This is a genomic window from Parashewanella spongiae, assembly GCF_004358345.1.
Classification (GTDB): Bacteria; Pseudomonadota; Gammaproteobacteria; order Enterobacterales; family Shewanellaceae; genus Parashewanella; species Parashewanella spongiae.
On sequence record NZ_CP037952.1, the window covers coordinates 2,223,208 to 2,238,805 of the forward strand.

Genomic DNA, 15,598 nt, shown 5'->3' on the forward strand with positions numbered 1-15,598 from the left:
TCAAATTTTGCCAATAAAAACAAATTCTATGGACTTGTTCGCTGAAAATAATTTATCTTGCCTACTAGAATCTCGCCTTAAAGAAAGATACCAAATTTTGATTAAAGAGCATCTTAATGTCGCGCCTAAACTTGCTCAAGGCGTAAAAGCATTGTCTCATCATGAAAGTGCATGGTCTAACACTCAAGGCGCTTGGCGATTTTTCTCAAATGATAATGTCACTTTTCCAGCACTTAGTTTGCCTTTGCTTCAATCAGCAAGACAAGAATTAGCATCAAGTCATTCATCGTATGGATTAGTCGCTCATGATTGGTGCAGGAACAATTATCTAAAGCACGACAGCAAATTAGATAAAACCCAGATGTCTCACGAAAAAGATGTAGGATATGAATTATTTGCCTCACTATTGCTAGACTCAGATACTGGCCAACCGATTGCACCACTGGGTTTAGATTTAAAAACCGAAAAAGGCACTTACCGCTGCCGAGATTTTGAATATCAAAAAACTCAACCCCACCTTGAGCAACTTGTAGAACGTATTGAATGGCAAGATAATTTACCATTAGATAAAACACTTGTTCATATTGTTGATAGAGAAGCTGATTCAGCGCAACACCTACGACAGCTAATGGGCACTCAGTGGTTAACGAGAGGGAAGAAAAATTCGACTGTTAAATACGGTGAAGAATTCATTTCACTAGAAAAACTAGCCAACAGAATCGATAGCGATGTACATGGTATTGTCGATTTCAAAGGCAAAGATGCCTATTTATTTGTCGGTGAAGCAGAAGTTATTTTACAGAGAAAATCAGAGGGAGAAGTTAAAAATGCACCTACCGTTCGATTTGTAGTTAGTACCTTATGTAACGATAAAGGCGAACAACTCGCTCAATGGCTATTACTCTCGAATGTAAAAGAAGTCAGCGCGCTTACATTAGGAAATTGGTATTACTGGCGTTGGTCAATTGAGTCTTGGTTCAAGGTACTGAAAGGTCATGGATTTCAACTTGAACACTGGCAACAAGAAACAGCAGACAGAATTTTTAGAAGATTAATAGTCAGTTCAATGGCTTGCGTTTTAGTTTGGAAACTTTACAACGATGAGTCGTCTGGTGCTAAAGAACTAAAAACGTTTATGATAAAGCTCAGTGGTCGACTGACGAAACGAAGTAAGCCCGTTACCCATCCAGCATTATTAGCAGGCTTGTGGGTATTTTTACAGCTCATGGAAATGCTCAATAATTATTCAACAGAAGAAATTGAAATGTACAGAGAATTAGCCAGTTCGTTTTTTGGTCAGCCTGTGTAGATACGAATGCATAAAAGCCATGACCAATTTCTTGTAAATCAAAAAAATTAGACAAACCATTTTTGTGATTAACACTCATTTCAAAACCATGAAGACATTGTTGTGCAGTAAGTTCTGTTTTTTCTGGACTCTTTCTTGTTGGTTGTGAGAAGCAGCAAATTTTAGATAAAGCCATATATACGATTACCTATTATACCAATTACAGTAATTAAATTTCCAGCTAAGAGCTATGTATGTGTTCAAAGTACAAGTGAAATTGATGAAGACATAGTTATTACCGACATACAAAACTGTCATTATTACATTGCTACGTTGAGACAGTTTTGCGTAGTGATTTGAACACATACAAGCTCCCGAAGGGCAAGGCTAAAGGATTCCATTACTAAGTACCTAACTAAAAGTTATCTCATATTTTGAATGATAATTATCCAAAATAGTTTCGACTGCTTTTTTGAGTTTGGAGTAAGTTTCGTAAGCACTAATGGATAACCACTCGTATTTGATTTTTCGCCATAGAATTTCGATGGCATTAAGTTCGGGGGAATACGATGGCAAGTATCTAACCTCTAAATTGTATTGCCCTGCCCATAACCAAGCATGGTTTATGAATTTTTCCGATGTGTGAGTTGGAGCATTATCAATATAAACAATGGTTTTCTTATTACTTGAAAGCTCTTTTGCCAACTTTTCAAAGGCTTCGATAACGATGTCTGTATTCACTGTGCACTCAACTTCGTGGTAAACAACCTTACCTTGCCTACTCAAAAAGCCAAGTACGTTTAGTTTCTTGCTGTTTTGATATGCAGTGCATTCAATAGCAACGCCTTTTTCACTCCAACCATACGGTAAGTTCGACTTCTGGGAAAAGCCAGATTCATCAAAATAATAAAGATCTATTACCCCTTCCTTTTCCATTTCTACACAACTCACTAATTCATCGTAGGCTCTTTCAAAATAGACTTCATTTCGCTGTTTTTTAAATGAATGTCTCATGCGTTTATGGCTGTAGTTAAATTTTTTTTATCGTCCGTTTTACTGTGCCTAGACTGCACTCTTTACCTGTTGAATTCTGTATTAAAGACTGCGCTCTTTTAAGTTGATGAGGCTCTTCATCAACAAATGATTTTAAGAGTGAAGCTTCCTCTTGAGAGTAAATACTAGGTCGACCTGAACGTTTGTCATCAAATAAACTTGAGACACCTTGCTCGTACCAAGCGGTAATCCAGTTTGATACTGTAATTTCGCAAACTTCGAAAATGTCAGCTATCTGTTTAATCTCAGTAGGGTAAATTCCTCGCCGCTTGCGGCGGACTAACGTCTTTATCTAACTAATAGATACCTCGCCCCTTGGGGCGGGGTGATTCATTTGAAAACTTCTTATTACTTAACAGAAATGCGTGTGCTCTGGTTCGACTACGATGTTTGGGATGATGTGCTATGGCTGCTTTCAATGTTTCAATTTCAAATTCTGAAAGTGCTACGACTCTTTTCATGATAACTCTCGCACATGAGATAAAACTATATTTAGGGTACTAAGATTTAAAATAAAATTTTATGAGGAACTTCAATTTTCTGAATAGTTTTGTGGTATAAAAAACTTTTAGTCGACTGCTTACGTTACAAGTTTTTGAATTATCCCGATAGTACTTCAAACTTGCGCCTTGTACTGAGATCCTTTAGCTCTTGCTGAGTGGGGTTAATTACTGTAATTGGTACTAGTTACTTTTTCAATTGAATGGAAGTACACATATGACCTCGCAAGGTATCATATTAACACAAACAAGCATTGGGACATTTCCGAGTTGCAGATGTAGTTTTGTATCAACCGGTTACATTACAAAAATATTCATAAAATAAAACGCCTTGCTGATGATCATCGCGAGCCCTAACAAGTTAACTGAAAATTACAATCTAGGGTCTAATACAGATATAGTGACAGGTGTCGCTTATGCAACAGGTTCCTTTTCCTGTCTTGTTGAAATATAAAAGTACACTGCAGAAAATTAAAATAATCGACTAAAGCTATGAGCGTAGCTTGAATTATTTAAGTCATTAATTCTTGGAAGCAATTCTCTTTAACTAAGATAGTGATTGCTAATTTTAACTTATTAAGTTCACTTTCATTCAAACCCCGTTTATTAAAAGCGCTATCACGGGATTGCGCTGGTGGAATCGTATGTGCTTTGTATATCTCTTGTGCTTTTTTTATTAAATCAGCTCTTAGAGCCTCTGTTTTATCAGGCGCTAAACTTGTAAGATCCTCAGAAATTATAGCGGTAAGTAATTCAAATTGACCTTGAAAACTGGATTGTTTTACTGCTTTGTCTATCTGACTTTTAATGTGAGTTTTGTTGACGGAGGTGGGTCTTAAAACACAAAATGTTGGTTCATCAACAAGTCGGTTAAAAAAACTGATAAAAACAGGTTGTATGTGTTCAATTCTTTTGGCTTTCAGGTGTGATGGCATTTGACACAAAATGGCAAGTTGAAGATCTTTAGAAAGTAAATTAAAGGCGAAATTTTCCTTTGGAGCTAATTTAGTGGTTAATACGATGAAGGTTTTTTCAAGTAATCTTGGGTGTTCCTTGTTTAAATGGGTGATTAACTGCTCCCTTAAATGCGAGGGGAATTTTTGTTCTCTCCATAAGGCATCAATGGTACGTGAACTCAGCATACCAATATGGTGTTGTTCAACAAGCTGAAGATATAAAGGCAGAAAATTCTTAGATTTTACTGAGTTAGGAGCGCTTGCAATTTTTGCGGTCAATTCAGAGTCTTTTATTTCATATAATGTTTGCACTATCACTTCTGGATAAACGTTTAAGCATTCAATTGAAATATCGCAAAAGCACTGTTTGAATTCTGAGGATGGAGGAGTGGTGATTAGAATTGATTTTAGTAACTTAAATGCCGCTTTAGCTTTTGAACCGTCAACATAAGGTTTTGATAATAGCCTTGTCTTTATTTTTGTCGCAAGTGACATAGTTACGAATTCGGTACTTTCATCATCTAAATATGCGAAGTAAGTCATGAAAAGCTCATGCGCTTCGGGTATTAACTCGGCATCCGATTCAGTGAGTATTTCAATAAGAAGGGGGAATTCTGTTATGTCTTTTAGTAATGGGATCATTGAACAGAAATTTGTCTTTAGTTTTGTAACAATGAGTTGCTTAAAACTTGCTTTAGTCTCATCTGTAGGGGAAAAATCTAATAATAATGCTTTTAATACACTAAGCCTATCCATGGCCTGGTATCCTTTACATGTTTTAAGTTCAATATAGGATGCCTGAGCGGCACAAACTCTATCTCTTTCTTCAAGTCTTATGTCTTCTGTTAAAGATTGTAGAAGTTTATTAATAGCAGGCTGATTAGCTGAAATAAAGGGGATGTAATTCAATAATATTTTAATGCAGTCTAAATTTAAATCATAGGTGCTTGATTCTACTAAAGTAGAAAGTTCAATTAACAGCTTTGCTATATTTATTGTTGGTTTAGTTTTGTGTGAATGTAAATCTACTTCTGGTAATTCATTAGGTAATTTTTGCAGTGTAAAGTCGCTCAATTGCTTTTTTATACTATCGATTTTTATTTTTTTTGTTGCTTCTTGTTGTTCTAAAGACACTGTGGGGATTCGATATTTTTTTGCGAGACCTAAAAAAGCAGGGTGAATAGGTTCAATGCATTCTGGAAAATCTGAGTTTTTAATTCTTTCATATTCATACTTTAATCGACTCATTGCTTTCAGGGCTATTTCTTTACATTCTGAATCTTTAATCCAATTTTTTTTCTGAAAATCCATTAAGAGCTTATTTATTGATTTAAGGTCCCCTAAAATCCAGAGATCTTTATATAGGTCTTTGCTTTGGATGATCTCAAGATAGAAAGCATCTTTTATTCTTGTTGGAAAGTTTACATCTTTTATTCTATCCATAACGAGAATTAAACTAGCTGCATTTAATGGTTCAAGTACTAATGCCTCCGAAGCTTGCTCGGTAACATTTGTTACACCCCAATCGAGCATTAAATGAGTCAATATAGTGACAGCATGATTGCTTGTCTCAGAGCTAATAATAGCGCTATATTTGTTAACTCTTTGTTTTATCATTTCAAAATCTGAAATTGACCTTCCCATTCCTTGTAAATCCATTAAAACCATATGTAAAAGGGCTGCAGCCTCAGGATTTTTTAGATTAACAGCGAGTACTAAAATGGTTTCGTAGAGAGCCAAATCGGATTTGATTTTTTTACTTGAAGGCTGAAAATTTGCACATGAAATTTGACATAACTTAGAAGATTGGGGTTCGTTAGCTGTAATAATACGAATCGATTTTGCCAACGTACAACAAAATTGAGGTGAATCTACAACATGTTCAAATGAAATTCTTTGTACTATAAAAGTATAATGCTCTAATAGAGCTTCTTTGTTCTTTGTTTTTATCGTGTGCATGAGTAAATCTTGTGCTGCTGAAATCATAAGGCATTCTGATAATTTTTTTAGTCTTTGCTCTCCAAGTATTACTCTTTCAGTAGACGAACCATTCGCTATCATAGTTTTGGCAACTAAGTAGTCTAGAATACGTTCTTCGGTGAAAGATTTAACTTCTGGCTTCAATAGTTGAAGATAATGATCCGCTTTTTTAGCATCTATCGAACCAAAAATTGTGGATAGAAAAACCAAAGGTGCCGTAAATTTTATATGAATATTGGTATCGTTAAACAATTTATCCGCAAGCTCTACTCGATGTTCATAAATCACAGACTCTTCATTAGTTTTATTTTTGTTTACTTCTTCAAGCATTATTATATCGAGTAGGATTTGAATAGGTTTTGGAAATACTACAAGCTTCGCTGCAGAATTAATCAATCGGCCACGAGCCATTTTAAAAAGAATTGGTTCAATTTCTGTGGGGCAATATTCATATTCAGGATTTGAAGAAAATAAATGCATATTGATAAGCTGTATGCTTGCTTTTCGATCTCCTAATGCAGCAAGAACTCGACGAAATAGAGTTAGTTGTTTAGTAGGTGTAGAAAAATGAAGGTTATTTTTTTCAAAAGAATTGACTAAATGTTGGTAAATTAAGAGCTGTTCATTTGGATCTTCAGTGACCATTGAATTTATTAATATAATAACGTCGTTCGGTTTACATTTTAACGTTGCAAGTAGCAAGAAATTTCTTATCGTATAAATGGCATCGGGACTACATGTTGGACCCATTATGTGCAACATAGCAATACGGCATGCTTCAATAGCACAGTTATAATTGCCATCTGTATAATGTGTATAGATGTTTCTTAACAATTCATTGATTTGTGGGTCAGTATGGGTAGGCAATGAAGGAGTAGTATATAAAAAATCAAAGCTATGAAAATGTTCACTTGATTGTTGTATGGCGGGGTACATAAGTTGAACAGAACCTGACTCTACAGGTGGTGTATGTTCACCGTTCTTTATCGTTTCAGTTTCAGGATAACAAGGAGGTACACCATGATTGGTTAATTGACCTAATGCTGACATAACTACTCCATGATTAACTAAAACTCTATTATTACTACAATGGCTGAATTGCTACTGACTGCATGAGTACTACCTTTATTTATTTGAAAAAATAACGAAAAGTTTGCTCTTTTCTTCATTCCTACCTCGACCATTAATAATGTTAATCATTAGAAATAGTATTGCAGTAGATGGGGGGCCTTGTAACCTAAACAAATCGGTTGGGAGCGTTCATATACGCAGAAAAAATCACTGATAGCAGGGGATGAATAGCAGCAAGTAGTGGTTACCGACATTACTGGTTTCCAAACGCTGCTGAAACTGAAGCAAAGAAGAGTCTTGGAAGTACATGCAAGCAAAGCCGCTCATTACAACATCATGATGAGTATACTGTGACATTGAGCTGTTTCTTGCATCTGTACTTGCGCTGATGTGCTGAGACAAGCTCTTCCTAAGCGCATCAAAACAGAGATGTTTTTTCTTGTATCCGAGAGGCCAAGCTAAATACTTTCTGATTAAAAAGTAATGCTCTACATGGTAATACAGAAATTACTGATAGCTTGTGATTTATCGCTGAATGTTTGATTTCAGCTTTAGGTTTGTGCGAAAAGAAAAATTTCGTTATCAATTTACCCATTGAATATTAAAGAGTTATTTTTCCATCGAGAATTGCTGTACACTGAATCTACTTCTATTTACTTGCTCAATAATACAAATCAGGTTTTTGTTGTAGCAAAGCAAAATAGTAGCGATATAAGTACCTGACCATAAGTTTCTTAAGATTTTCTAGTGCCCAGTTTCAGCACCCTACGGTGTTGCAACTTCGGTTACATAGCTACGGCTATGTGCCCTACATTTCGTCTTGTATAGCATAAACCTGAACACAATAATTATCACAGAACTTATCGACAGGTACTTAGTGCTTTCAAATTTTGAATCGATACTCGATGAGCAATCAAAAGAGCAATTCTTTGTTCTAGAGGCTGATGTGGATTCGTCAACTGGTTATAAAGTAAGCATATTCAATCAAAATTAGAATTGTTAAATTCAGCAAGGCCGAAGGAATTGAGACTATTTCTTGCTGAATTTGAAGATGCTTCTCCTAGATTTCTTTCGAAGAAGCTCCCATACCAAGGTGGTTGACATTTAACGCGCGTAGCGAAAATCTCGGGGGCTTGCCCCCGTGCTGGATAGTGTAGACTGGGCGAAGCTCGGTCTATATTATCCTGTATATGGAACTTCAAAGAAATTCACATCACGTATACAGATTAATGTATCACTTTGTATGGATACCAAAATATCGGCGCAAAGTATTTATAGAGCTTATCGTGAAGGCTTAAAATCAATTATTTATAAAATTGGTTACGACTATGACATTGATATAGTTGAACTAGAAATTCCAGTTGATCATATCCACATGGTCATTAGAGGTGAGCCGAAGATATCACCAAGCGATGTCATGCAAATAATCAAAAGTATTTCAGCGAGAGAACTCTTCAAGCGTTACCCAGATATAAAAAGGCGTTACTTTTGGGGAGGTAAGCTTTGGACACAAAGTTATTTTGTCGAAACTATAGGAAACGCTACTGAAGAGGTCATACGAAAGTATGTTCAGGATCAATTGTCGGAATTAGATAAAAAAGAGAAAAGTGCGGATCAACTTGGGCTTTTCTAAAACTCGGTTGCTTACGGCCGAGTTTTTTATACAGTTTAAATCCGTTCAATATCTAAACCGACGAAATGGTAAAGAACAATATCTCCCTGCCGATAAGTCATTTGAGTAACACACTTTTCGAATATAGAACACAAAAACGATTAGTTTATACCATTCACACTGGTTAACTATGGCTATTAGGAAGCATTAGCAAAGTCAATACAAGACTAAATGAATGACGAGGACATAGCACTAGCTATGGTGAGGAGTTTCAACGCAGTAATGGCAAAGCAAATGCTCAATCTATAAAATAGTTAATTGGTGCGAATAGTATTATTCAAATAATAGAAAAAGAGTTTATAGGCGTCATTTGTCTTTTCCTAGTTACAAACGATTGAAATACCAATTACAGTAATTAATCTCTCACTCAGCAAGAGGTAAAGGGTTTCAGTGCAAGGCACAAGCTCGAAGTACTATATTCCCTACGGCCGCCATACAAAACTGGCGTTCAACGCACTTAGTGCTTTTGTCGGGATAATTCAAGTGCTTGTAACGCAGTAATGGAACCCTTTAGTCTTGCCCTTCGGGAGCTTATATGTGCTCAAATTACTTCTCAAAATTGTGTTGACGTAGCAATGTAATAACGACAGTTTTGTATGTCGGTAACGACTATGCCTTCATCAATTTCGATTGCACTTTGAGTACATACATAGCTCTGAGTTGAGCATTTAATTACTGTAATTGGTATAATGAGGTAGTAGCTGTTCTATAGGGTATGTTTAATCCTTTTAGTAAATTATCATAAAAGAATCAGTATATTCAAAGTGTTCATGAGTATACGAAATTATAATGGTCCCCAGCTCAAGGGAGCGTTGCACAAATATAATGAGCGACAAACTTACGGGAAATGAGATAAAGCATGACAAGAGTACTTGATAGCGTTGATCAGCGAACAAAATTAGTGGGAAAAAATCGATTAGAGTTGTTGTTGTTTAAAATTAATGCAACTCAATTATTTGCGATAAATGTGTTCAAAGTGAAAGAAGTTGTAAAACTGCCACACCTCAATGTAATGCCTGGTAGCCATCCGCATATTAGTGGCATTGCAAATATTCGTGGTGTTTCTATTCCAGTTATCGATTTACGTAAGGCTATCGGCTTTTCACATTTCGCAACAGATGAGCATGCAAATTTAATAATTACCGAATATAACCGAACAGTGCAGGGCTTTTTAGTAGGCAAAGTTGAACATATTATTAATATGACTTGGGGCGATATCTTACCGCCACCAAAAACTGTGGGTAAGAATACATATCTAACAGCAATAACACGTATCGAGCACGAAGGGGCAAACAAATTAGTTTCTATTATTGATGTAGAAAAAGTGCTCGCCGAAATAATTGATTATGATGTTCGATTATCTGATGGCGTTTTAGATGAAAGTTTACTGGCTGAAATGGTTGGCCGTAAGCTCTTGATTGTTGATGATTCAAGCACTGCGCGCCGGCAAGTATCCGATACTTTGAGCCCATTAGGTATCGAAGTCATAGAAGCATCGGATGGGTTGCAAGCGTTAAAAATGTTACAAAATTGGCGTGACCAAGGTATTAATGTGGCCAGCGAATTACTTTTGATGATCACCGACGCTGAAATGCCTGAAATGGATGGTTATAAACTATCCCATGAAATACGAAGTGATAATAAACTGTCAGATTTATATATTGTTTTAAACACTTCGTTGAGTGGTGATTTTAATAATGCAATGGCAGAAAAAGTTGGTTGTAATAAATTTATTTCAAAATTTCAGCCTGATGTTTTAGTTGATACAGTACAAGAGAGACTGCGTGAAATATTAGTTGATAAATAATTAAACTTTTATCCGACCTTTATATTGATGATTCAGTATAAAGGTTAATTAAGAAAAGTTTGAATTTAATTAATCTGAGGTAAACCCCCAGCTCTTTTGGGGAGACTCGCATAGATTCCACCTTTACGACGGTATCGCTATCTTCTTAGCTCGACCAAAAGCTAGAAGGTAGTACCTATGCGAGATTATAAGAGTTTGTCTCATACTAGATGGGATTGTAAATACCATGTCGTTTTTATTCCAAAGAGAAGACAAAAACTGATTTTTGGTGCAATCAGAAAACACCTCGGTGATGTATTTCATAACTTAGCAGCTCAAAAAGGAATTGTAATAGAAGAAGGGCACTTGATGATTGATCATGTTCAAATGTTGGGCTGAACACCCTGTACTTTTAACACATACATAGCTCTGAGTTGGGTATTTAATTACTGTAATTGGTATTAAACTTAATCTCAATCAATAAGCTACTCGTTTTATTAAGTTAAGTTTCTGTAAATTTAACTTAATAAACATGTAATCCACTTTTCATACTTTAACTTTTCTAGATGCTAAATTTAAAACTTGAATAAACAATATCTTAACTGGAAGTTTAAGGTGTGAAATCATACCTGGTTGTTATTTTACCAATTTTAAATTCGGAGTATCTAATGGCTTTAGAAACAGTAGATAGGGGCGATCTTAAAGTACACCTTGAGGACATTGAATTAAAAGATATCGTGACTCAAAATATAGTACAACAAACGCTATGCCCAGAAGCAGATGCTCTAGTTAAAATAGCTAAAGACAAATGGCCTAACAACGAAAATGTAAAAGAAAGGCTTATAACATTTGCTGAAAACTGCTGTGAGGTTGGTGAGCATCATTTTGAAACCAGCAAAGAAATTTTATACTCCACACACCAAGTACAGCTAAAAGAGTTGACTGACTTTTTAAATGACAGAACGAAGCCAAATTATCTGAAAGAAAAAATCATTCTTAAATTACCATCAAGTAAAGAAGATTTTGATTTTAAATTATGCGGCATTTCAAAAGCGTTACGCACACTTCACATCGACGAAGGTTCAAAAGAGTTCGTCGATGAGGTAACTCAAAAAGCAGTGGTACGAGGTTTTGGTTTATATGTGGAATATACAGGCGACACAACACCAGAAGAAACAGATTATAACCAAATTGCGACAAAACTAGGGATCAAACTTGGAGCCACTGAACGTGGCGAACCTGAAGGGAACCAACGAACAAGATTTGTATTATCAAGGATGAGTGAACATTACCTTTGTTTACGCCTAGCTAGAGAGTTAATTCAAATGTTAAGTATTAACTCTGAAGATGAAGTAGCATTAAAGCAATTAACATTATTAACAGGTAACGCTGATTATAAGACTCATTTATTGAGTGCAGATAAGCATCAGCATGGTCGACATGCTCAGATCCCTCAATTAGCGCAATATATTTTTGCTCACACAACTCGTGCTAAATTAAGTGAACCAATTATAGTAGGTACTTTCAATATAATCGGTAATCCAGCCCGATATAATATTGAAACGAGTAATTTTCAACATTTCGATGTTGTGTCAGAAAGTGGAAAGCGTACAGAAATAACTTTAAAAGAGTATCAAGCCTGCAATTCGGCAATGCATCCTCATATTAAAGATGCATTGTTAAGAAATGCGGCTTTAAATACAAAAAGTTTAATCAACTGTGTTGAATTTGCACGTCAAAACGAGCTTTTTGTTCCTTCAGTGTCGAGAGATGAAACAAATAAGATTGAGATGAAAAAAGAGTGTCTAAATCGGATATCTGAGTTAGCCACCTCGACGGCACTAGATGAATGGTTAAGCACCTTAACTGAACGTGATTGTCAAACTCTTAGATCCGTGGAAAAGTTGATAGATGTTTCAGAGCTTAAAGCAAAATGCTTTGTGAGGCTTAGTGAATTGAAAGGTTTGTGGACAGATGACAATTCAATGCTATCCCCTGCAGTGTTAGTTCACATGCCAAGCGAGATATTACAAACAGCGCTAAGCGACAAAATGAAACAAACACTCCTTTGTCAGCATTGCTATTTGAAGAAAACTCAAGTGCGAGCGTCTTCAATAAGTATAGAACTAGTCAAAAAGTTGCTGGAATTAGACTTTGATCATAACTGCAAAGATTCAGGTCAATATCATCCAATATTAATCGTTTGTTCAGGCGGTAATTTGGATATGCTAAAAGTGCTTTATGAGTATAGCAATGATAATTTCGAAAAAAATCCTTGGAGTGGTACTGGGTATAATGGTGCTAATTTTGCGGCTCTTAAGGGGCATGTTGATATTCTAAAATACATTTTCTCTAGGCGCGCAGGTCCGGTGATTACTCAGGAAAATATGAATGGACAGACGGTAATGTACTTCGCTGTCCAATGCACAAATACAGCGTGTATGGAGTATTTGTTATCACAGCCAAGTCTAGACGTTAATGGTCTAGATACCCCTTCTCAATACTTTCTCAACTATATTGAACACAATGGTACAAAAGAAGCCATGTTAGTGGCCTTAAAAGCTGATCACTGGAAAAACCATTTTGCTTTTAGGGCTTACTCTCAAAAGTATATGAGGGCTAACTCTGATAATACAGTAGCGGTTAAACGTAAAACCTATGCTCAGTTAACGCTTAAAGAAGTTACAGAACTCAGCCTTTACGATAAACGCAAATGCCTTGTCGAATATTGTAGAACAGGTAATACTGAAGGAGTGAAAGTACTTCTCAATACGGGTATGTCGGCCGAATTCTTTATTTCTGACACTTTAAAACAAACCCCTTTAGTTTTAGCTGCTTCACTTGGCCATTTAGATGTTGTTAAGGAATTGAATTCTCAAAGTACTGATTCAGAGGATAATCGTGAATGGGCTATTTTCCTTGCTTGTGTTGAAGGCCATCATGAAGTTGTTAAGCATTTGGCATCATTTTACGACAGTGAAGGTATTAAGGGAGTAATTAGCAGTGTCAGAGCATTGGATGGCATGGGCTTGCCGCACATTGTCGCTAACGAAGGACATGTTGAGACGATGAAAGTCCTTGTGCAACGAGATCCTAGTTTACTGAGTAGAGCTGTAAAATTTAAACCTGATATCGACAGAGGAAAAGGGAACTTAGCACTTGAAGGTGACACACCTCTTATTGTGGCAAGCCGTGCTGGTCATGTTGAAATGGTTGAATACTTGATGGCTTTTACGGACTATGGTTCAAGCTTTAAGAACTGTGAAAATGGTCAAAATGCTTTACATGCGGCGGTTCGAGCAAATAAGCCTGAAGTTGTTCAAGCATTGTTTGATATCATGCCTGATGAATACATAAAAGCAGTTGAAAGCATTAAGGGTGGTCAATCTATTTTTGATTATGTAAGAGTTAATCAAAAATCTGCAGGGCTAAAAGGCTCACTTGAGTTTTATAAACAAGATTACTCTGAAATGCGTGCAGTTTTTGATAAACGTCGGCAAGTTGAACTTACTGAATTTAGTAAAACATTCAAAGAAAAACAGGAAGCAGCGGGTGTACATGGAGATGGTGAAAGTTTTGAATTTCTTTAATCATTCAGTGATGAGTATTTAACGGTTTGATTAAATCAAATTTTCAAATTATGCCTAGCCTCTTATTTGTATAAACAAATAAGAGGCTAGGGGCTGTTTATCTTTTAGGATTAAATTTTGTGCTATTTGAGCGTTTATCTGTTCAAGGCGTAAGCAGTGAAGCTTAGTCATCTAAGTAAACGGGTTACAACACAGAACAGTGAACGCTCAAAAGCATCTAAGACAGCGTAAATTGGTCATTTCTACTGCGTTTATCGCTTGCTTATTTGGAATACCAAACCGCACAAGCTCTGTCTTGATAAAGCGACCAATTTATCGCTGCAAAAATAATCACGAAAGATAAACAGCCCCTAGAAATAATAATATTTAAAACGGACGCCTGAGAACTTTAAGAGGATAAGTTTTAAATTAATGCTCAAGTGAAAAAGGTGAATAAACGGGTGGTTTTACCCAATTAATACCAATCACACCAGAACCTAAACGTCCTCCATGAGGGCCATATTTTAAGTTACCATTTTCATCAACAACTCTTTTTATCTCTTGATCATCTTTAATGCTAATTGAGAATTTTATGTTGCCTGAAAATGTACGAGCTGAGTTTTCTTGTTTTCTAAATGCGCATCCACCGTCATAATAATTATACTGATAATTGGCGCTTTTAGCCGCTCCTTCATCATACGCCATAGCGCATGCTGCGATAGGTGAGCTCTTAACAGGGTTTATAGTAACTGAGCTTAGTTCATTCATAGCTAATGAAACGACAAAACCATTTTCATAAACCTTCCCATCTTTTTTATATGGGATGTTTTCAAAATTATATTGATAGTAAATAGTATCATCAGCGTAAGAGAAATTATGGTCATCTGCACTTTCACTTTTCACTAATGTGATGTCACAAAGATCGTACCCAAGGACGAGTTGGTATGGGTCATCAACTGTACCGCTTCCTTTTTTAAGAGGTGTACCAGGGTCACCTAAACACGGGTTAGCAGCATATGCGAATGGCGTAGCAATGGTAAAAAATAGTAATAATAAACTTTTTAAATTGAAAATTGATTTCATGGACTTCACCTTAGTTATTAATACTTACTTAGAGTACTGAATTTGAATGTGTATCCAGCAAGGTAGATGACTATGAATGGCGTGATAAAGTCTTTTTAAGTATATTGATATACTTATTTGAAATAAAAAAAGATATATTTTATATGTGACTGAAAAGTAAGTGATTTAACGGTAAGGCTGAAGTTTTAAAATCAACAACTTTACCGTATATTAATTCGAATTAATTTTCTTCGGCTTCAGCCTCTATTTCAACGAAGTGTTTTGCAAGTTCAATTGGATCAATCTCAGTATGATCATTATTGTGCATCCAATCTAAACCTACCATAACGTCATCATCATTGAGATCACTGACCCAAAACTCTAAGAATTCAGTTACAGTAATTGCCGCTGGTTTGTAGTCTTCCCATTCGTCAATGCAATGTTGTTTTGCTAATTTCTCACTCGACCAAATAGGCATTGTATCTGTGTCTTCGAAATTTGGGGAGTCACAGACAACCCAACCTTCACCGGTTTCGTCCTGTAATGCCCAAAGCTTCTGGCTTTCTTCGATACTTGCGACGAAAGTGGTCAGTGTTGGTGTGATCTCTGTCATAGTGTATTCTCATGGAAATTAATGTTCGCAGACATTATACCTTATCGT

9 protein-coding genes and 2 pseudogenes are annotated in these 15,598 nt (G+C 36.0%); 6 read left to right on the plus strand and 5 right to left on the minus strand.

Annotated elements, in window-relative coordinates; translation table 11 throughout:
• The first annotated feature begins 28 nt into the window (after nt 1-28).
• Nucleotides 29-1,309, plus strand: a complete 1,281-nt coding sequence (locus E2I05_RS08480) for a transposase (RefSeq protein WP_121855312.1) — start codon at nt 29-31, stop codon at nt 1,307-1,309.
• A 390-nt stretch (nt 1,310-1,699) separates the two neighbouring features.
• On the opposite strand, the pseudogene E2I05_RS08485 reads toward E2I05_RS08480, so the two are convergent.
• From E2I05_RS08485 to E2I05_RS08495, 3 genes and pseudogenes are all read right to left on the minus strand, one after another.
• Nucleotides 1,700-2,314 (minus strand): annotated as a pseudogene (locus E2I05_RS08485) (IS630 family transposase); the annotation flags it as partial.
• Between the two features lie 4 nt (nt 2,315-2,318).
• Nucleotides 2,319-2,633 carry a helix-turn-helix domain-containing protein gene (locus E2I05_RS22990; RefSeq protein ID WP_133309856.1) on the minus strand — a complete coding sequence of 105 codons (315 nt, stop codon included), beginning with the start codon at nt 2,631-2,633 and terminating at the stop codon, nt 2,319-2,321.
• Nucleotides 2,634-3,353: 720 nt separating this feature from the next.
• Entirely contained in the window at nt 3,354-6,827 is a 3,474-nt protein-coding gene (locus E2I05_RS08495; RefSeq protein WP_121855050.1) for a hypothetical protein, read from the minus strand.
• 1,250 nt (nt 6,828-8,077) lie between these two features.
• Here E2I05_RS08495 and E2I05_RS22995 point away from each other — a divergent pair.
• The 5 genes and pseudogenes from E2I05_RS22995 (at nt 8,078) to E2I05_RS08515 (ending at nt 13,896) form a co-directional block, all read left to right on the plus strand.
• Nucleotides 8,078-8,146 (plus strand): hypothetical protein, encoded by a 69-nt coding sequence (locus E2I05_RS22995; RefSeq protein ID WP_424450118.1) that lies wholly within the window; start codon nt 8,078-8,080, stop codon nt 8,144-8,146.
• Complete coding sequence (gene tnpA / locus E2I05_RS08500) at nt 8,119-8,481, plus strand: IS200/IS605 family transposase (RefSeq protein WP_424450119.1); 363 nt, start codon at nt 8,119-8,121, stop codon at nt 8,479-8,481. Before E2I05_RS22995 ends, tnpA (E2I05_RS08500) begins: the two co-directional genes overlap by 28 nt.
• An 898-nt stretch (nt 8,482-9,379) precedes the next feature.
• On the plus strand, nt 9,380-10,327 hold the full coding sequence (locus tag E2I05_RS08505; RefSeq protein ID WP_121854880.1) for a chemotaxis protein CheV: 948 nt from the start codon (nt 9,380-9,382) through the stop codon (nt 10,325-10,327).
• Between the two features lie 177 nt (nt 10,328-10,504).
• A pseudogene (tnpA, locus tag E2I05_RS08510) lies at nt 10,505-10,699 on the plus strand (IS200/IS605 family transposase); the annotation flags it as partial.
• Between the two features lie 275 nt (nt 10,700-10,974).
• A complete protein-coding gene (locus tag E2I05_RS08515) occupies nt 10,975-13,896 on the plus strand; it encodes an ankyrin repeat domain-containing protein (RefSeq protein ID WP_121854879.1) in 2,922 nt (973 codons plus the stop codon).
• Nucleotides 13,897-14,304: 408 nt separating this feature from the next.
• On the opposite strand, the gene E2I05_RS08520 is transcribed toward E2I05_RS08515, so the two are convergent.
• Nucleotides 14,305-14,958 carry a hypothetical protein gene (locus E2I05_RS08520; protein WP_121854878.1) on the minus strand — a complete coding sequence of 218 codons (654 nt, stop codon included), beginning with the start codon at nt 14,956-14,958 and terminating at the stop codon, nt 14,305-14,307.
• Between the two features lie 220 nt (nt 14,959-15,178).
• Entirely contained in the window at nt 15,179-15,550 is a 372-nt protein-coding gene (locus E2I05_RS08525) for a DUF2750 domain-containing protein (RefSeq protein ID WP_121854877.1), read from the minus strand.
• Nucleotides 15,551-15,598 lie beyond the last annotated feature (48 nt).